This is a genomic window from Coralloluteibacterium stylophorae (genome assembly GCF_018122625.2).
Lineage (GTDB): Bacteria > Pseudomonadota > Gammaproteobacteria > Xanthomonadales > Xanthomonadaceae > Coralloluteibacterium > Coralloluteibacterium stylophorae.
The window spans coordinates 321,467-339,883 of the sequence record NZ_JAGQFT020000004.1 but is presented as its reverse complement, the minus strand read 5'-3'; the positions used below and the strand labels follow the sequence as shown (position 1 = coordinate 339,883).

Annotated in this window: 17 protein-coding genes; 4 read left to right on the top strand and 13 right to left on the bottom strand. The window is 72.6% G+C overall.

Translation table 11 applies throughout. The annotated features are described in order from the left end of the window. Positions 1-2 precede the first annotated feature (2 nt). From KB893_RS08235 to glyQ, 3 genes are all read right to left on the bottom strand, one after another. On the bottom strand, positions 3-2,150 hold the full coding sequence (locus KB893_RS08235; protein ID WP_211926035.1) for a diguanylate cyclase domain-containing protein: 2,148 nt from the start codon (positions 2,148-2,150) through the stop codon (positions 3-5). A 71-nt stretch (positions 2,151-2,221) separates the two neighbouring features. After that, positions 2,222-4,327: a glycine--tRNA ligase subunit beta gene (glyS, locus tag KB893_RS08230; protein ID WP_211926034.1), complete on the bottom strand. Its 2,106-nt coding sequence runs from the start codon at positions 4,325-4,327 to the stop codon at positions 2,222-2,224. 65 nt (positions 4,328-4,392) lie between these two features. Beyond that, on the bottom strand, positions 4,393-5,301 hold the full coding sequence (gene glyQ, locus KB893_RS08225; RefSeq protein WP_211926033.1) for a glycine--tRNA ligase subunit alpha: 909 nt from the start codon (positions 5,299-5,301) through the stop codon (positions 4,393-4,395). 134 nt (positions 5,302-5,435) lie between these two features. Here glyQ and KB893_RS08220 point away from each other — a divergent pair, with 134 nt between their 5' ends. Further along, the gene (locus KB893_RS08220; RefSeq protein WP_211926032.1) at positions 5,436-6,257 is read left to right on the top strand and encodes a BPSS1780 family membrane protein; all 822 of its coding nucleotides are present in this window, start codon (positions 5,436-5,438) and stop codon (positions 6,255-6,257) included. 37 nt (positions 6,258-6,294) lie between these two features. Here the strand turns inward: KB893_RS08220 and KB893_RS08215 are convergent, their stop codons facing one another. From KB893_RS08215 to KB893_RS08195, 5 genes are all read right to left on the bottom strand, one after another. Further along, complete coding sequence (locus KB893_RS08215) at positions 6,295-7,017, bottom strand: RDD family protein (RefSeq protein ID WP_211926031.1); 723 nt, start codon at positions 7,015-7,017, stop codon at positions 6,295-6,297. Then, positions 7,001-7,753, bottom strand: coding sequence for a twin-arginine translocase subunit TatC (gene tatC / locus KB893_RS08210; protein WP_211926030.1), 753 nt, complete (start codon positions 7,751-7,753; stop codon positions 7,001-7,003). Before tatC ends, KB893_RS08215 begins: the two co-directional genes overlap by 17 nt. Continuing rightward, on the bottom strand, positions 7,750-8,265 hold the full coding sequence (tatB, locus tag KB893_RS08205; RefSeq protein ID WP_211926029.1) for a Sec-independent protein translocase protein TatB: 516 nt from the start codon (positions 8,263-8,265) through the stop codon (positions 7,750-7,752). Before tatB ends, tatC begins: the two co-directional genes overlap by 4 nt. 22 nt (positions 8,266-8,287) lie before the next feature. Next, positions 8,288-8,542, bottom strand: a complete 255-nt coding sequence (tatA, locus tag KB893_RS08200) for a Sec-independent protein translocase subunit TatA (protein ID WP_211926028.1) — start codon at positions 8,540-8,542, stop codon at positions 8,288-8,290. A gap of 66 nt (positions 8,543-8,608) precedes the next feature. After that, positions 8,609-9,562, bottom strand: a complete 954-nt coding sequence (locus KB893_RS08195; protein WP_211926027.1) for a lipid-binding SYLF domain-containing protein — start codon at positions 9,560-9,562, stop codon at positions 8,609-8,611. A 250-nt stretch (positions 9,563-9,812) separates the two neighbouring features. Between KB893_RS08195 and hemH the strand changes: the two genes are divergently transcribed. Together hemH and KB893_RS08185 are read left to right on the top strand one after the other, a co-directional pair. Beyond that, positions 9,813-10,793 carry a ferrochelatase gene (gene hemH / locus KB893_RS08190; protein WP_211926026.1) on the top strand — a complete coding sequence of 327 codons (981 nt, stop codon included), beginning with the start codon at positions 9,813-9,815 and terminating at the stop codon, positions 10,791-10,793. Then, positions 10,793-11,644 (top strand): alpha/beta fold hydrolase, encoded by an 852-nt coding sequence (locus KB893_RS08185; protein WP_211926025.1) that lies wholly within the window; start codon positions 10,793-10,795, stop codon positions 11,642-11,644. The genes hemH and KB893_RS08185 overlap by 1 nt, the downstream gene beginning before the upstream one ends. On the opposite strand, the gene KB893_RS08180 is transcribed toward KB893_RS08185, so the two are convergent. The 3 genes from KB893_RS08180 to ttcA form a co-directional block, all read right to left on the bottom strand. After that, a complete protein-coding gene (locus KB893_RS08180) occupies positions 11,641-12,411 on the bottom strand; it encodes a M48 family metallopeptidase (protein WP_213173604.1) in 771 nt (256 codons plus the stop codon). The genes KB893_RS08185 and KB893_RS08180 overlap by 4 nt on opposite strands. A gap of 100 nt (positions 12,412-12,511) precedes the next feature. Continuing rightward, positions 12,512-13,417: a recombination-associated protein RdgC gene (locus KB893_RS08175; RefSeq protein WP_213173603.1), complete on the bottom strand. Its 906-nt coding sequence runs from the start codon at positions 13,415-13,417 to the stop codon at positions 12,512-12,514. A 76-nt stretch (positions 13,418-13,493) separates the two neighbouring features. Next, positions 13,494-14,378, bottom strand: a complete 885-nt coding sequence (gene ttcA, locus KB893_RS08170; RefSeq protein ID WP_211926228.1) for a tRNA 2-thiocytidine(32) synthetase TtcA — start codon at positions 14,376-14,378, stop codon at positions 13,494-13,496. 99 nt (positions 14,379-14,477) lie between these two features. On the opposite strand from ttcA, the gene KB893_RS08165 reads away from it, so the two are divergent. Next, complete coding sequence (locus KB893_RS08165; RefSeq protein WP_211926229.1) at positions 14,478-14,687, top strand: YdcH family protein; 210 nt, start codon at positions 14,478-14,480, stop codon at positions 14,685-14,687. A 21-nt stretch (positions 14,688-14,708) separates the two neighbouring features. Here the strand turns inward: KB893_RS08165 and plsB are convergent, their stop codons facing one another. Together plsB and KB893_RS08155 are read right to left on the bottom strand one after the other, a co-directional pair. Next, positions 14,709-17,312, bottom strand: coding sequence for a glycerol-3-phosphate 1-O-acyltransferase PlsB (gene plsB / locus KB893_RS08160; RefSeq protein WP_211926230.1), 2,604 nt, complete (start codon positions 17,310-17,312; stop codon positions 14,709-14,711). 3 nt (positions 17,313-17,315) lie between these two features. Continuing rightward, the gene (locus KB893_RS08155) at positions 17,316-18,293 is read right to left on the bottom strand and encodes a hypothetical protein (protein ID WP_211926231.1); all 978 of its coding nucleotides are present in this window, start codon (positions 18,291-18,293) and stop codon (positions 17,316-17,318) included. Positions 18,294-18,417: the final 124 nt, after the last annotated feature.

The following is an 18,417-nucleotide window of genomic DNA, read 5'->3' as shown; positions in this document are numbered from 1 at the left end:
GCTCAGGCCGCGGCGTGGAAGCGCCAGCGGTTGCCGCCGTCCATCTTGGCCCGGTACATCGCGGTGTCGGCGTTGCGCATCAGCGTCTCGGCGTCGCGGCCGTCGCGCGGATACACGCTGATGCCGAGGCTGAAGACCATCTTCAGGCGGTGCCCGTCGATCACGAACGGCGCCGCCGCACCATCCAGCAGCTTGCGCGCGGCGACCGCGGCGTCGTCGGCCGCGGCGATCTCCGGCATCAGCACGATGAATTCGTCGCCGCCCTGGCGGCAGACGGTGTCGCTGCGCCGCACCTGTGCCGCCAGGCGCCTCGCCACCTCCTGCAGCAGGCCGTCGCCGACGGCGTGGCCGAGCTCGTCGTTGACCTGCTTGAAGCGGTCCATGTCGAGGAACATCAGCGCCAGCGCATTGCCGTGGCGCTCCGCCCGGCGCAGCGCCTGCTCGAGGCGGTCGGTCAGCAGCGCGCGGTTGGGCAGCCCGGTCAGGTAGTCGTGCTGGGCCATGTGCGCCATGCGCTCGTGCAGCGCGCGGGTCTGGCTGATGTCGTGGAAGACCATGACCGCGCCGACCACCCGACCCTCGCGGTCATGCACCGGTGCGGCGCTGTGGTCGATCGCCAGCCGTGAGCCGTCGCGGCGGACCAGGTCGACGTCGGCGGCGACCTCGACCGTGCGGTTGTAGGTGATCGCCTCGCGCAGCGGGTTCACCGCCCATTCCTCGGTCTGCCCCTCGTAGAGCGGCAGCACCTCGTCGACGCCGCGGCCGAGCGCGTCCTCCCCCCAGCCACTGAGCGCCTGCGCCACCGGGTTCAGGTAGGTCACGCGGCCGCCGACGTCCACGGTCGCCACGCCGTCGCCGATCGAGCGCAGCGTGACCTCGGCCCGCTCCTTCTCACGGAACAGTTCCTCCTCCATCGTCCGGCGCTCGGTCAGGTCGTTGACCAGGATGAAGGCGCCGACGACGGCCCCGTACGGGTCGCGATCGGGCTTGCAGATCGCGTGGATGTAGCGACCCGTCGTGGGCAGCTCGTGCTCGTAATGGACGACGTTGCCTTCCAGGCACTCGGCAAGATTGGAGACCACCACCTCGGCCAGCTGTTCTCCAAACACCTCCTGCGGACGACGTCCGTAGAGATCACGCGGCGTGCGGCCGTACCACTCCTCGTAGCGGGCGTTGTTGAAGCGGTAACGCATGTCGGCATCGACGTAGCCCACCAGCGCCGGAATATTGTCGGTGACGGCCTGGAGCTGGTGCTGGGCGTGGCGCCGCCGCTCCTGGGCGGCGCGGACCGAGGTCAGCAGCAGGCTGACATAGAGCGGCGCGACGACGGTCATCGCCGCGTAGAAGAAGGTCTCCGGCGTGGTCAGCGTCGACGGCGCGGCATCTCCGGTCCAGCCGCGCACGTTCGCCAGGTGCAGGCCGACGACCACGGTCAGCGTGGCCGTGCACAGCAGCGCGGTGCCGAAGGTCGTGGCGCGGAAGGCGACCAGCAGCAGCGGCAGCGTGATCATCACGAACGGCTGGTTGAGCAGCTCGATCGCGAGCGCCGCGACGAGCACGACCAGGACTGCGAGCAGCACGAACTCCGGCCTCCGGGTGCGCCGTTGCGTGACTCCGGGCGCGCGCGCCAGCAGGAGCGGAAGCACCAGCAGGATGCCCGTCAGGTTGGAGGTCCACCAGGTGAAGAAGATGCCGGCGGTCTCGGGGTCGAAGCCGCGCCCCAGCACGGCAACGACCGCCGCCGTCAGCGCCGGCAGCACGAAGCCGACGAGCAGCATCGACCAGGTGAAGCCGGAGATGCCCGGCAGCACGCCGCGGCGCACGCCCATCCGTTTCAGCACCTGCAGGCTCGCCACCACCTGGACCACATTGACCAGGGTCAGCGGCAGGGCAATCCCGATGCCGATGCCGTGCAGCCCGGTCGCGGCGAGTTCGCCGCCCGCGGTCGCGGCGATCGCCAGCCAGCGGCGGGCGGGTGCCATCTCCAGCGTCAGCCCGATCAGCAGCGGCGTCGACAGCCACAGGGTCGCATGGTCGACGTTGAAGGCGGACAGCCAGATGCCGAGACTCGCACCGCCCGCACCGGCCGCGGCGAATGCGGCGGCGGTCAGCAGGTCACGCGTGGACCATCGATGGCCGGATGGGAACATGACGACGGAAGGCCTTCGGCTCGACTCCTTCTAAGCGACGCACCCTGCCACGACAAGTCCTGCGCAGTCGGCTACTGGGTCGCAGAAAGCTGGGCGACATCGGCGACCGCGCCGAAGCGGTCGCGCAGGCGCTGCAGCAGGGCGAGGCGGTTGCCGCGCACCGCGCGGTCCTCGGCCATCACCATGACCGAGTCGAAGAAGGCGTCGACCGGCGCGCGCAGCCAGGCCAGGCGGCGCAGCACCGAGACGTAGTCGCGCGCGGCGAGCGCCTGGTCGGTCTCGCGGATCGCGGCCTCGACCGATTCGGCCAGCGCCTGCTCGGCCGGTTCCGCGAGCAGGCCGCGGTCGACCTGCGGCGGCACCGCCTCTCCGGCCTCGCGCGCCTTGCGCAGGATGTTGGCGATGCGCTTGTTGGCCGCGGCCAGCGCCTCGGCCTCGGGCAGGGCGGCGAAGGCGGCGATGGCCTCAAGGCGACGATCGAAGTCGGTGAGCGCGGCCGGTCGCGTCGCCGCCACCGCCTCGAACTGGAGCGTCGGCACGCCGCGATCGGCGTAGTAGCCGCGCAGGCGTTCGATCACGAAGGCATGCAGTTCGGCGGCGTCGGCCGGCTGCGGCTGCGCGGCCACGGCCTGCGCCAACGCCTGGGGCAGATCCAGTTCGACGCCACCCTCGATCAGGGTGCGCGCCAGCCCCAGCGCATTGCGGCGCAGGGCGAACGGGTCCTTGTTGCCGGTGGGCCTGAGCCCTGCGGCGAAGCCGCCGGCGAGCGTGTCCAGGCGCTCGGCCACCGCCAGCAGCTGGCCCAGGCGCGACGGCGCGATGCCGTCGCCGGCGTTGCGCGGCATGTAGACCTCGTCGAGCGCCTGCGCGAGATCGGCGCGGCGGGCGTCGGCGAGGTCGGCGAGGCTGTCGTCGGATTCGGCGTAGACGCGCCCGGCGATGCCCTGCAGCTCCGGGAACTCGCCGACCAGGCGCGACTGCAGGTCGGCCTTGGACAGTTCCGCGGCGCGGCGGGCGAGGGTCGCGTCGACGTCGAAGGCCGGCGCCAGCGCCACCGCCAGCGCGGTCACCCGCGCGACCTTGTCGGCGTGGCTGCCGAGCTTCTGCTGGTAGGTGACCGATGCCAGGCCGGCGTTCATCGAGGCCAGGCCCTGCCTGAGGTCGGTCTCGAAGAAGAAGCGCGCGTCGGCGAAGCGCGGGCGGATCACGCGTTCGTAGCCCTTGCGCACCTCGGCCACGTCCTTCGACTCGATGTTGGCCACGCCGACGAAGTGCCCGCGCATGCGCCCGGCCTCGTCGAGCACCGGGAAGAACTTCTGGTTGGTCTCCATCGTCAGCACCAGCGCCTCGGCCGGCACCGCCAGGAACTCCGGCTCGAACGCGCACAGCACCGCGCTCGGCCATTCGACCAGGCAGTTGACCTGTTCGAGGTTGTCGGCGGTGATCCGGGCGCGGCCGCCGGCGGAGGCGGCGGCCGCCTCGACCTCGGCGGCGATGCGCGCGCGGCGCTCGTCGGCGTCCACCAGCACCTTCGCCCCACGCAGGGCATCGACGTAGTCCTCGGGGCTGCCGACCCACACGCTCTTGCCGTTCATGAAGCGGTGGCCGCGGCTCATGCGGTCGGCGCGCACGCCGAGCACCTCGCCGTCGACGACGTCGGTGCCCAGCAGCATCACCAGCCAGTGCACCGGGCGGGCGAAGGCGATGTCGTGCGCGCCCCAGCGCATCGGCTTGGGGATCGGCATCGCGGCCAGTGCCTCGGCCACGATCTGCGGCAGCAGCTCGCGGGTTTCGGCGCCGCGACGGAACACGCGCGCCATCAGGCGCTCGCCCTTGTCGGTGGCCTTGACCTCGACCGCGGAAGGATCGGTCCCGCAGCGCTGGGCGAAGCCGAGCAGGGCCGGCGTCGGGTTGCCGTCGGCGTCGCGCCCGGCCTTGGCCGGCGGGCCGAGCTGCTCCTCGTCGACGTCCGCCTGGCGTACCGCGACCGCCGGCACCAGCGCGCCGAGGCGGCGCGGCGTGTACAGCGAACGCGCGCCGTCGCGGTCGAAGGCGAGCCCCCGCTTCTCCAGGCCGGCGAGGATGCCGTCGAAGAAGGCCTGCGCCAGGCCCGGCAGGGCGGCGACGGGCAGTTCCTCGGTGCCGAGTTCGATCAGGAGGGATTTGCGATCGCTCATCGCTGCGCGGGTCCGGTGGGAGGGAAGCGGGAACAGGGATGCGCCGCCGGGCGGCGCGGCCGCGCTCAGGCGGCGGCGGGTGCGGGCTTCAGGCCGGGGAAGCCGAGCGTCTCGCGCTGCGCGAAATAGGCCTGGGCCACGGCCTGCGCCAGCCGGCGCACGCGCAGGATGAAGCGCTGGCGCTCGGTGACCGAGATCGCGCGGCGCGCATCCAGCAGGTTGAAGCTGTGCGAGGCCTTGCACACCTGCTCGTAGGCCGGCAGCGGCAGGCCGGCCTCGACCAGCTTCATCGCCTCGGCCTCGCAGGCGTCGAAGCGGTGGAACAGCTCGGCGACGTCGGCGTGCTCGAAGTTGTAGGCCGACTGCTCGACCTCGTTCTGGTGGTAGACGTCGCGGTAGGTGACCGGGGTGCCGTCGGGGCCGTGGGTCCACACCAGGTCGAACACGTCGTCGACGTTCTGCAGGTACATGCACAGCCGCTCGAGACCGTAGGTGATCTCGCCCAGCACCGGGCGGCACTCCAGCCCGCCGGCCTGCTGGAAGTAGGTGAACTGGGTCACCTCCATGCCGTTGAGCCACACCTCCCAGCCCAGGCCCCAGGCGCCGAGCGTGGGCGACTCCCAGTTGTCCTCGACCAGCCTGAGGTCGTGCACCTGGGGGTCGATGCCCAGTGCCTTCAGCGAGCCGAAGTAGCGCTCGACGATGTCGTCGGGCGAAGGCTTCATCACCACCTGGTACTGGTAGTAGCGCTGCAGGCGGTTGGGGTTCTCGCCGTAGCGGCCGTCGGTGGGGCGGCGGCAGGGCTGCACGTAGGCCGCGTTCCACGGCTCGGGCCCCAGTGCGCGCAGGAACGTCGCCGGATGGAAGGTGCCGGCGCCGACTTCGAGATCGAGCGGCTGGATCAGCACGCAGCCGGATTCGGCCCAGTACTGGTTGAGGCGCTGGATGAGGTCCTGGAAGGTGGGCGCGGCCATGGCAGGGGAGCGGGTGGACAGCGGGCTAGTATAGCCACGGCCCCGCGGACGCCCGGCGGACGCGGTGTAGAGTGCCGCGCCGGCGCCACCCGCGCACGGCGGATCTTCGACTTACGAAAGGGGATGGATCGACCATGAGTCATCGCAGGGTCGCCGCGGGACGCGGCGCAGGCTGGATCGTCGACGGCTTCGACATCGTCCGGCGCAATCCGGGCACGTTCGCGCTGATCGGGCTGGTGTTCGGCGCCATCGTGTCGGTGCCGCTGCTGGGCGCCATCGTCAGCCTGCTGTCGCCGGTGTTCTACGCGGGCTATCTCTCCGCGGTGCGGACCGAGGACCGCGGCGGGCGCGCCCAGGTCGGCCAGGTGTTCGACGGCTTCGCGAAGCCCGGCGCGTTCCTGCGGATGCTGCCGATCGTGTTGGTGAGCATCGGCGTGGGCGTGCTCGCGCTGATCGTGATGGTGGCGTTCATGGGCGGCGAGCTGATGGCGCTGGCGCAGGCCGGCACCACCGACCCGTCGCCGGAGCAGCTGGCCGCGCTGGCGGGCCCCTTCCTGCAGAGCCTGGTGGTGCTGCTGCCGATCGGCCTGCTGTTCGGCTGGACCAGCTTCTTCGCCCAGCCGCGGGCGATGCTGGGCGAGGTGTCGGGCCTGCGTGCGCTGGGCGACGGCTTCCGCGCGCTGTGGAGCAACCTGCCGGCGCTGCTGGTCAACCTGCTGTGCTGGATCGTGATCGGCGTGGTGCTGACCATCGGCATCGGCCTGTTCAGCCTGCTCGGCGCGGCGCTGGGCAGCCTGCTGCAGTTCGTGGTGCAGTTCGTGATGAACATGCTGCTGATGGCGGTGGTGGCCGCGATCTACGTGCCGTCGATGTACAGGGCGTGGCAGGAGGTGTTCGGCGACGATGCCGCGACCGAGGTGCCGCCGCCGGCGCCGCAGGGCTACACCGCGTTCTGAGACGCCTGCCGCGGGGCGCCCGCGTCCCGCGGCCGTTTCAGGCGGCGAAGCGCAGCAGCAGTTCGATCCAGGCGCCGAGCAGCCAGGCCACGCCGGCGAGCAGCGCGCAGCCCTGCATGCCGAGCCAGGGCAGCACCCAGCGCGGCAGTCGCGGGTCCGCGCCCTCGCGCAGGAGCACCCGGCTGCCGGCGACGATGTCGTGCAGGGCACGCCGCTCCGGCGTCCACGCGGCCAGGGCATGGCCGAGGTTGAGCGTCGCCCAGGACAGCGCACCGGCGAAGAAGCGCGCGGCGGCACGCACCGGGCGCAGGCGGGCGCCCGCGGCGTCGGCCGCGCGGATGTCCAGCGCGCGCTTGCCGGGCGTGGCGCCGCGGGCGCCGGATTCGAACAGCACGAACCAGGGCGCCGCCACCAGCGTCCACGCCAGCATCGGCACCGCGAGCGCGACGAGGAGCGCGTCCTGGAAGCGGACAACGGCGCCGGCGACCACGGGGTCGCGCACGATCGCCAGCGCCAGCAGCAGGTTGCCGGCGGGATCGGGCGTTCGCATCGCGTCCTGCATCGTCAGCGCCAGCGTCACCGCCAGCGCCGAGCCGGCCGCGAGCAGGCGCGGCCACGCCGCCTGCAGCGGCAGCCAGGCGAGCAGGGCCGCGGGAACCACCAGGATCAGCGCGTCGATGCTCCAGGCCGCGTAGCGGCGCCAGAAGCCGGCGGGGCGCAGCGCCGACGCGCGGTGCGTCGGGTCAGGACGCGGCGGCATCCGCGTCCACGCTGCGCGGCCGCACGAAGCGCGCGGCGATGATGCCGGCCTCGTACAGCAGGCACATCGGGATCGCGAGCAGCAGCTGCGAGACCACGTCCGGCGGGGTGAGCACCGCGGCGACGACGAAGGCGCCGACCACCACATAACCGCGCGCCGCCTTGAGCTGCGGAATGTCGACCACGCCCAACGCGGCCAGGATCACCACCGCCACCGGCACCTCGAAACTCGCGCCGAAGGCCAGGAACAGCACCATGACGAAATCGAGGTAGCGGCTGATGTCGGTCATCATCGCCACGTCCGCGGGGGTGACCGCGGTCAGGAAGCCGAACACCGTCGGCAGCACCAGGAAATAGGCGAAGGCCACGCCGCCGTAGAACAGCAGCATCGCCGAGACCAGCAGCGGCGTCGCCAGCCGGCGCTCGTGGCGGTACAGCCCCGGGGCGACGAAGGCCCACAGCTGGTACAGCACCAGCGGCATCGCGAGCACGATCGCGACGAAGAAGGCGAGCTTGATCGGCGCGAAGAACGGCGAGGCGACCTCGATGGCCACCAGCTGGCTGCCGGCGGGCAGCTTCGACACCAGGGGCTGCGCCAGCCAGGTATAGAGCCGCTGCGCGAACGGCAGCAGGGCCACCAGCACCACGACCACCGCGATCACCGCCTTGAGCAGGCGGGTGCGCAGTTCGAGGAGGTGCGAGAGCAGGCCCTCCTCGCGGTCGTCCTCGGCGCTCATGGCGTTTCCCTGCGCGGCACCGGCGCGTCCGCGGCGTCCGCGGCGTCGTCATCAGGCGCGTCCGTCGTACCGCCGGCGGCGGCGTCGCGGCCCTCGCGCCCCGCTTCGTCGGGGAGGGTCTCGAGCGCGGTCGGCGCCTCGCCCGCGGTGGCGGCGGGGCCGGGTTCGGCCGGGTCCGCCGCGTCCTCCCGGCGCACGCGCTCGCGGCGCTCCGACAGCGCATCGCGTGCCGAGCGGCCGGTGGCGCGCAGCGCGTCGGCGTCGGCGCGCAGGCTGTCGCCGAGCTGGCGCGTCTCCTCGCGCAGGCTGCGGGTCTGCTCCTCGATGCTGCGCTTGATCTCCTCGGCGGCGAGCTCGCGTTCGAGTTCCGACTTCACCGAGTACCACTGCGCGCGCGCCTTGCGCACCCACAGCCCGCAGAAGCGCGCCGCCTTGGGCAGGCGCTCGGGGCCGAGCACGATCAGCGCGACCACCGCCACGATGAGCAGCTCGCTGAAGCTCAGGTCGAACATGGTCGCGCGATGCGTGTCGCCTTCAGCCGCGCGGCGGGATGTCGGTGTCGCGCGACGCCTCGCGGCGGCGGGCGTCGTCCTCGGCCTGCCGCTGGCTGTCGATGCGCGGCGCCGGCTTGTCGCCGTCGGCGTCCTTGTCGGCGTCGTGCATGCCCTTGCGGAAGCCCTTGATCGCGCTACCGAGATCCTCGCCGATGTTGCGCAGGCGCTTGGTGCCGAAGATCAGCAGCACGACGGCCAGGACGACGAGCCAGTGCCAGATGCTGAAAGAACCCATGGGAGGTCACGTTGCGAATCGGGAAGGACGTCGAGGATACCCCAGGCACCGCGCCAGGACGGTGAATCAGTAGCCGTCCCCGGCCGGCGCCGGATCGCGGCGCAGCGGCTCCTCGGGCAGCTCCTCGACCGGCGGAACCGGCTCGAAGCCCTGCTGGGAGGGCGGCTGCGGAGTGATGGTGCGCGGTGCGGCCGACGGACCCTGCGGATAGGCCTGCGGCGCGGGCGCGGCCTGCAGGGGCTGGGTCTGCGCGCCCTGCACCGGATAGGTCTGGCTGCCGGCGGGCTGCGGCGCCGGCTGCGCCGGCGTGGGGGCCGGGGCCGGCGCGGACGTGCCGGCGGCGACCGCCGAGTACTCCTCGAGGCGGTCGCGGAAGTCGACGATCGGGGTGGAGCTCGGCCCGACCCGGTTCTCGAAGATGGCGCGCGGGGTGGTGTTGGCGCCGTAGACCGCCTGGTTGGCGCGGTGGTTGATCGACATCACCGCGCCGTCGATGGCAAGCCCGGCGAACAGGCCGCGGGCGCGGGCGTAGGCGTAGATCTCGGCCTTGAGCTGCTCGTCGGTGGAGGCCTGGGCCATGCGTCCCACCGGCCCGGCGGCCACCGCGGCGTCGGCGCCGAGGGTGAACTTGCCGTTGACGATGGAGTCCACGCCCCGCTGGCTGCGGAACACCAGGACCAGGTCGCTGGCCTGCACACCGGCCTGGAAGCCGATGCTGCCGCCGGTCAGGGTGATGAAGCTCGGGTTGGACCAGGTGCCGTCGCGCATGCGCACCGAGATCAGGCCGTGGCCGCGGCGGCCGCCGATCACCAGGCCGGCCTTGACCACGTTCGGGAACACCGCGATCGCCTGCGCCTCGCGCAGCATCGCCTCGGGCAGCGCCTGCTCCGGGACCATCATCATGTTGTCGAGGACGATCACCGCGTCGCTGGCGCGCTGGTCCTCGCGCGCGCCGGCGAAGGCGGCGCCGGCGAAGGCGAGCAGGACGGTCAGGACGACGAGGCGTGCCGCAGGGCGCATGGAGTTCTCCGCTGATGGGATGGAGCCGGTCGATTCTCGCGTGCAGCGGTGAATCGGGTCTGACGGGGAGTATGCCGGGATCGCGCAGGAGGCGGGCCGAGGCGGGTGCGGAGCGCCGGGCACAGGGCACAGGGCGGTGCAGGGAGTTCATGTCCGGCGTCGCATCCAGGCCGGGCCCGGGCCGCAGCGCAGACGCGTCGCGCGCGTCGAGCCACTACACTGCCGCCCCGCCCCGCCAGGAGTCGCATCGATGTCCCATGCCGGCACCGCCGTGCTGCTGGTCAACCTCGGTACGCCGGACGCGCCCACGTCCGCGGCCGTGCGTCGTTACCTGTCGGAGTTCCTGCACGACTACCGCGTGGTCGATCTCACCCGCTGGCTGTGGTGCCCGGTGCTGCACGGCGCGATCCTGCCCCTGCGTTCGCCGCGGGTGGCGAAGAAGTACGCCTCGATCTGGCGCGAGGACGGCTCGCCGCTGCTGGCCCTGTCGACGCGGCTGACCCGCGAGGTCGCGCGCCTGCTGCCGGGCGCGCAGGTGCGCCTGGCGATGCGCTATGGCAATCCGTCGGTGCCCGAGGTCCTGCGCGAGCTGCGCGAGGCCGGGATGCAGCGCCTGCTGGTGCTGCCGCTGTACCCGCAGTATTCGCAGAGCACCGCCGCGTCGGTGCTCGACCGGGTCAGCGGCGAGTTCCGCCGCTGGCCGCGCGTGCCCGACCTGCGCTTCGTGGCCGACTACCACCTGTTCCCGGCCTGGGTCGACGCGGTGGCCGCCAGCATCCGCGAATGGCGCGAGCGCGAGGGCGCGGGACAGGCCCTGCTGTTCTCCTACCACGGCCTGCCGCAGCGCTTCGCCGACGCCGGTGACCCCTATCCGATGCAGTGCCAGGCGTCGACGCGGGCGGTGGTGCAGGCGCTGGGCCTGGACGACGACGCATGGCGGCTGACCTACCAGTCGCGGTTCGGCCGCGAGGCCTGGCTGGAGCCGGCGACCGACGCCACCCTCGTCGCGCTGGCCAAGGCCGGCGTGCGCGACGTGGACATCGTCTGTCCCGGCTTCGCCGTGGACTGCCTGGAGACGCTCGAGGAGAACGCGATGCAGAACGCGGAAATCTTCGAGGCTGCCGGCGGCGGCCGCCTGCGCTACATCCCGGCGCTCAACGAGGACGCCGCGCACGCGGCGGCGCTCGCGGCGCTGCTGCGCGAGCACGGCGCCGGCTGGCCCGGGCTGTGATGCGGGACGCGGCGCTCGACACGCCGCGCGGCCGCTTCGCCGCCCTTCGTGGCGGCCGCGTGGGCGCGCCGCGGGTGCTGGCGCTGCACGGCTGGCTCGACAATGCGGCGAGCTTCCTGCCGCTCGCCCCGCACCTGGGCGACATCGAGCTGGTCGCCCTCGACCTCGCCGGGCACGGCCGCTCCTTCCATCGCAGCGCCGAGGCCGAGTACGGCTTCCTCGACTACCTGCTCGACGTGGCCGCGGCGCTCGATGCGCTGGCGTGGAGGGATGCCGGCCTGCTCGGCCATTCGCTCGGCGGTGCGGTGGCGGTGCTGTTCGCCGCGGTCGCGCCCGCGCGCGTGCGCCGGCTGGCCCTGGTCGAGTCGGCGGGTCCGCTGTCGGGTGACCCCGCACAGGCACCCGAGCGCATGCGCGAGGCCTTCGAGCGTCGCGTGCGGCCGTCGCGCGGGCCGCGCGTGTTCGCCGACCTCGACGTGGCGGTGCGGGCGCGCATGCAGGCCAACGGCCTGTCGGAGCCGGCGGCGCGGCTGCTGGTCGAGCGTGGTACCCGCGCGGTGGACGGCGGCTTCGTGTGGTCGAGCGATCCGCGCCTGACCTGGCCGAGCCCGCTGCGCATGGACGAGGCCAGCGTGCAGGCGGTGCTGCGCGCGATCACGGTGCCGGTGCGGGTGGTGATGGGCAGCGAACACCATCCGTCGCTTGCACCGGCGCTGCGCGAGGCGCGGCTGGCCTGCCTGCGCGAGGTGCGCGTGGAGGTCGTCCCCGGCCATCACCACCTGCACATGGAGACGCCGGAGCCGGTCGCGCGCTGCCTCGCCGACGTCTTCGCCGAGGCGCCGGACGACTAGTCGAGCAGCTGTGCCAGGCGCGCCTTCAGCGCGAGCCCGTGGGCGTGGAACCAGCGACGCTGCTCGCGCCAGTCCGGGCAGCGCGCCTCGACCTCCTGCCAGAACGCCGGCGAGTGGTTGGCCTGGATCAGGTGGCAGAGCTCGTGCACCAGGACATACTCGAACGCGGCCGGCGGGCCGAGTACCAGGGCGAGGTCGAGCGAGACGGCGCCCGACGGGCTCAGCGAACCCCACAGCGACGACAGCGGCTTGAACGCGATGCTGCGCGGCGGCCGCGGCAGGCCGTCGAGATAGCGCGGCAGCCAGCGTCCGACGTCGGCGCGCGCCTGCGCGCGGTAGAAATCGAGCAGGGCGCGGCGCAGCGGGGTGGCATCGATCCCCGACGGCGCGGTGGCCACGAGGGTGCCGTCGGCTTCGAGGCGGATGCCGACGAAACGACCCTCGCGCCACGCCACCGGCAGCTCCACGCCGCGCAGCGGCAGCGGTCGGGCGTCGCCGGGAGCGAAGGGCTGCGCGCGTCCGGCGGGCGCGAAGCGCAGCAGCTGCGCGGCCAGCCAGTCGCGGTGGTCCTGGGCGAAGCGCAGGCCGGTGCCGTCGGCGACGCCGCGCGGCAGGGTCAGGCGCGCGCCGCGCTCGTTGACCACGAGCTTCATCCGCCGCGCGCGCGGATCGCGCACCCGCGCGATCTCGATCACCCGTCCGCAGGCCAGCGTCAGCGGAAAGCTGTCGCGTTCGATCGGACGCGCTGCGCGGCGGAACTGGGGCATGGGCTGCGGTGCGGAAGGGGGCGGGAGCCGCGACGGCGGCATCGGCTGCCAGCATCGCAGAACGCGGCGGCCGGCGCGTGCACGCCGGCCGCGCGCGGGCTCAGGCTTCCGCGCGGCTGAGCTTCATCGACGCCTCGAGGGTGGTCCAGAGGTTCTTGAGCTCGCCCGACATCAGCGCGAAGCGCGCATCGAGCTCGGCGCGCTGGTCGTCGCGCTCGCTGTTCTCGAGCGACTCCACCGCACCGTCGAGGAACTTGAGCTTGCGCACGATGAGGTCCTCGCCGAGCACGAAGGAGACGTGGTCGTCGAGGGTCAGCGCCAGGCGCGTGCACTGCTTGCCGACCTCGAGATGCTTGGTCACCTCGTCGGCGTCGAGCTCCTGGCGCGTGCACTTGACCACCGCGCCCTTGTCGGCGGCGTCCTTGAGCTCGCACTCGTCGCCGAGGCTCAGGCCCTCCGGCAGCGCCTCCCCGGCCAGCCACGCGGTGAGCACGTTGCGCGGCGCGGTCTCGGCGTTGAGCGGCAGCGCCGGGAAGCTGCCCAGCGCCTCGCGCAGCTCGGACGCCACGCTCTCGGCCTGCTTGCGCGAGGAGGTGTCGATCGCGATGAAGCCGTGCTCGAGGTCGAGGTAGGCGTCGGTACGCAGCGGCCGGACGAAGGCGCGCGGCAGCAGGTCGAAGACGATCTCCTCCTTGAGCTTCTTCCGCGCGCGGCCGCCGAGGCGGCGGCCCTGGGTCTCCTCGATCTCGTCGATCTTCTTCTGCACCGCGTCGTTGACCACCACCGACGGCAGCAGGCGTTCCTCGCCGCCCATGGTCAGCCACACGCAGCGCTCGACCTTGTGGGTCAGCGCCTCGGCGTCGCGGCCCATCGGCGACACGAAGCCGCGGGAGGACAGCTCGGTCGCGCCGACCGGCTTGAGCCGGTGCTCGGCAAGGCGCTCCTCGAGGTCGTCGAAGGTGAGCGTGGTCGGGAAGCGGAAGAAGCAGAGATTCTTGAAGAACATCGGGATCGGGTGCTCCGGTTGCACGGCCTTGCCACGCGCGGCGCGAAGGCTGCGCGCAGCGCGGCGCGGATGAGGGTCAGGATTCGGTGCGGGCGTCGATGGCGGTGTCGCCCCCGAGCCAGGCATGCGCATCGGGCGCGGTTGTTGCGCCGCTGCGGCGGCCGAGCGCGGCGAAGTCGAACAGGCTCGCGTCGGCCAGCTGCGAGGGGCGCACGTCGGCCAGCGCGCGCGCGATCTGCTCGACGCGGCCCGGCGCCTCGCGCTCCCACTCGCGCATCATCCTCTGCACCTGCTTGCGCTGCAGGTTCTCCTGCGAGCCGCACAGCGTGCACGGGATGATCGGGAAGCGCTTCCATTCGGCATAGGCGGCGATGTCGTCCTCGCGGACGTAGGCCAGCGGCCGGATCACGGTGTTGCGGCCGTCGTCGGAGCGCAGCTTCGGCGGCATGCCGGAAAGCTTGGCGTGGTGGAACAGGTTCATCAGGAAGGTCGCCACCATGTCGTCGCGGTGGTGGCCCAGCGCGATCTTGGTGAAGCCCTCGGCCTCGGCGTGCGTGTAGAGCGCGCCGCGGCGCAGGCGCGAGCACAGCGAGCACATGGTCTTGCCTTCGGGGATCACGCGCTTGACCACCGAGTAGGTGTCCTGCTCGAGGATGCGGTAGGGCACGCCCAGCGACTCGAGGTACTGCGGCAGCACGTGTTCCGGGAAGCCCGGCTGCTTCTGGTCGAGGTTGACCGCGACCAGCTCGAACGACACCGGCGCCTTCCTCCTCAGCTGCAGCAGGATGTCGAGGAGCGTATAGCTGTCCTTGCCGCCGGACAGGCACACCATGACCTTGTCGCCGTCCTCGATCATGCCGTAGTCGGCGATGGCCTGGCCGACCTGGCGGCGCAGGCGCTTGGCGAGCTTGTTGTTCTCGTGCGCGCGACGGGCGTCGGGCGCCGGGGCGACGGCGGACATGGGCGGGGATGCGCGGGTGCGGCCGGCTAGTGTAGCGGCGGCGCCCGCCGGCCGCCGCACGCCGGCAGCGACCGGGCGACGGCGCTAAGCTTGGGCGCCATGTCCGCCCCCACCGATACGGCCAGCATCACGCGCCGGCTCACCGAGCTGCGCATCGAGCATCGCGACCTCGACGCCGCGATCGAGCGGCTCGCCCACGACGCCGCCGCCGACCAGATCGCGCTGCGCCGGCTGAAGAAGCGCAAGCTGCTGCTGAAGGACGCCATCGGCCGCCTGCAGAGCCGGCTGATCCCGGACCTCGACGCCTGACCCGCCGCCGCGGCGCGGCGCTCAGCCGGCGGCGGGCTCGCCGGCGGCGGTGCGCGCCGCGTCCGGCGACAGGCTCATGATGGTCGCGCGCATCTCGCGGCTGAGGATCAGGCGCGCGTCGCGGGCCCAGCTGTCGAGACGCTCGTCGAAGACCAGCCGGCCTTCCTCGTTGGCGCGCACCAGGCCCATCTCGCGCATGCGCTGGATGAAGCCGCGGAACAGCGACTTATCGAAGAACTCCGGCGCCGCCGGCGCGTACAGCAGGGACAGCCGCTGCGCGGTGAGCTGGCACAGCGTCTCCAGCTCGGCGGGGGTGAGGCTGCCGGGCCCGTTCTTCACCAGGATGGCGATGGCGATGTAGTAGCGCTCGAAGGCCTGCTGCAGGCTGTGCGCGATGGCGCGCAGGCGGAATACCTCGTCGGTCTGCCCCGGCTCGCGGCTGAGCCATTCGCTCTCGCCGTCGCTGCCGGGCACCGAGGTCAGCAGGCCCTCGCGGATGAACACGGCGATCGTCTGCTCCAGGCGCTCGACGAAGCCCTCCTCGCTCCACGGCAGGAACAGCTCGCCCTGGATGAAGGGATACAGCGCGCGGCCCACGCGCAGCACGCCGGCGCGGCTCATGCGGCGGTTGTTCTGGAAGCAGCAGGCGATCCACGCCGCCGCCACGAACAGGTGCAGCACGTTGTTGCGGTAGTAGCTCTGCAGCGCGGCCGACTCCGCCTCCAGGCTGATGACGTCGCCGAGCGGATGCCGCACCCGGGTCAGCACCTCGATCTTCTCGCCGTAGGCGATGATCTCGGCCGGGGTCAGCGCGGTCACCGTCACCCGCTCCGAGTACGGCACCGCCGCCAGCAGCGTCTTGGCCAGCGCGAGCTGCGCCGCCAGGTCGCCCTCGCTCATCGCCCGCCGCGGTGTGGCCAGCAGGGCGAGCGCGAGCAGGTTGACCGGATTGACGTCGGCGGTGCAGTTGATGTGCACCACGATGCGCTCGGCGATCTCGTCGACGACGGTGCCGAACCAGGCCGGCTTGCCGTCGGGATCGGCCTCGCGCCAGTCGGGCGCGTGCCGCTCCAGCACCTCGTCCAGCCGGATCGGTGCGCCGAAGGACAGCGCGACCTTGCCGTAGCGCTTGCGCAGGATGCCGCCGATCCCGCGCAGCAGCGCCCACACCGTCTCCTTCTGCTTGGGCCGGCCGGTGAGCTCGTCCATGTAGCTCTCGCCCTCCATCAGCTTCTCGTAGCCGATGTAGACGGGCACGAACACCACCGGACGCCGCGGCGCGCGCAGGTAGGCGCGCACCGTCATCGCGACCATGCCGCCCTTGGGCGCCAGCATGCGCCCGGTGCGCGAGCGCCCGCCCTCGACGAAGTACTCGAGCGAGAAGCCTTCGCCCACCAGCTGCGCGACGTATTCGCTGAGCACCGTCGAATACAGCACGTTGCCGCGGATCGAGCGGCGGATGAAGAACGCGCCGCCGCGGCGCAGCAGCGAACCGACCACGGGCATGTTGAGGTTGACGCCGGCCACGATGTGCGGCGGCACGATGCCGCGCCCGTACAGGATGTAGGACAGCAGCAGGTAGTCGATGTGGCTGCGGTGGCTCGGCGTGTAGACCACCTCGTGGCCGGGCGCGACCTCCTTCAGCGTCTCCATGTGGTGCACGGTCACGCCGTCGTACATGCGGTTCCAGAACGGCGTCAGCAGGATCGACAGCGAGCGCACCAGCGGGTGCGAGTAGTCGGCGGCGATCTCCCACGCGTAGGCGTGCGCCTTCTTCCACGCCTCGGCGTGGCTGGAGCCGTCGCGGCGCGCCTGGTCGGCGATGGCGCGGCGGACCGGTTCGGAATCGAGGATGCGGTCGACGAACAGGCGCCGGTGCGAGAGGTCCGGGCCGATCACCGCCGCGCGGATGCGGCGGTAGTGCGCGCGCAGCACGCGCCCGAGCTTGCGCACGGTGCGCTCGGGGTCGAGCTGCTCGGCCAGCGCCTCGCGCGCGGTGAACGGCGCGGAAAACTGCACGATGGTGTGGCGGCCGTTGAGCAGGATCGCGAGCATGCGCCGGAAGCGGCCCACGATCGCCCAGTTTTCCGAGAACAGCACCTGGAACCAGCCCGACTGCCGGTCCGGCGCGCGGCCGACGAAGATCGACACCGGCACCAGCTGCACGTCGAGGTCCGGATGCGCGCGGTGCGCGTCGAGCAGGCGCGCGAGGCCCTCGGAATGCGTGCGCCGCGACGGCCTGCCCGAAACCGGCGCGCGCCGCTGCGAGAGCACCGCATAGCTGCGGCGGCGGCCGAGCGCGTCGTGCGGCAGCGGCGACATCGGCGAGGGCAGGCCCGCCTCGCGGCAGGCGCGGTCGAGGATCAGCAGGTTCGACAGGCCATGGTGCTCGAGCACGTAGCACACCGGCCGGGTCGCATCGAGCAGGGCCTGCGGCCGCTCCGGCTCGCTGCGCAGCGCGATCCACGGCGACAGCAGGTCGGCGGCGATGCGCTGCCACAGCTTGGGCCGCGGCGGCGGGGTGGTGTAGCTCGGTCGCACCGGGACCAGGGCCTGCGCCTGGTCGTCCAGCGGAAGGGAGGGCTGGTCCACGCCGTGCGGCTCCTGCTGGCTGGGCTGCTGCATGGGTCAGCCGTTGCCGGCGCCGGCCGCGTTCGCGGCACGCGCGGTGGCGGGCGCCGGTGCGGCGTCCGGCTCCGCATCGGCCGCCGTCTCCGGTGGCGCGCCGTCCACCGGTTCGGCCAGTCGCTGCTCGGCGCTGGCGATGATCTCGCGGCTGTACCAGCGGCCATCCTGCTCGACCATCGCCATGTCGAAGCCCAGCGGATGCCCGGCGAGCTCGTAGTCGACGTGCACGGTCGCGGTGTCGGCGGTCTGGTCGACCACGTGCGTCTCCAGGCTGGCGAAGGTGGCGTCGAGGTCGAGGCCGTACACGGCCAGCGTCTGCCGCACGCCCTGCGCGACCGTGCCGCCGCGCCCGAGCGCCTGCTCGAAGTCCAGCGCGGCCACGTCTTCGGCGGTCTCCAGGTCGAGGGCGCGCGCGGTGTCGACGGTGACCGCGACCGCCTGGCGCGCGCGCTCGCGGTCGAACAGGGGCGCCTCGGTGGCCCAGGCGGACAGCGCGCCGACGATGCCGGCCGCGTGCTCCTTCTGCGCGGGACCGAGGGTCTCGCTGCGGTTGATCGCCACGTTGGCCAGGCCCGAGAGCATGCCCATCACCAGCGGGCCCTGGGTCGCGAACTCGTTCTCCCACTGCGCAAGCTGCGGCTCGACCTCGGCATAGAGCGTCTCCTCGGCGTCGGGCGCGGTCAGGTCGCGCATCGTCTGCGCGAACTCGGCGCGGTCCTCCGCGCTCGGCGCCGCGCGCGCGGCGCGGTCCTGCTCCCAGCGCATGGCGACCCGCTCGCGCAGCGCCGGCGGCAGGGCCAGCTCGGAGAACTGGCGCAGGTCGTTGGCCCGCAGGCTCTCGGCCATGGCCTGTACCGCCGCCTCCGGCGTGTGCGTGACCCCGGCGACGGGCTCGGCCTGCTCGCGCTGGCAGGCGGCGAGGACCGCGGCGAGGGCGCCGGCGGCGAGGAGCGGGGCGATGGCGGGCGAGCGACGCATGGGCGGAGGCTCCAGTGGACCGGCCGCACAATCTACCAGTTCGCCCCATGCGCCCCCGTCGCGGCGGCGCACACAAAAGCGGGAGACCCTTCGGTCTCCCGCAAATCCGGCAGGGCCGGAGGAC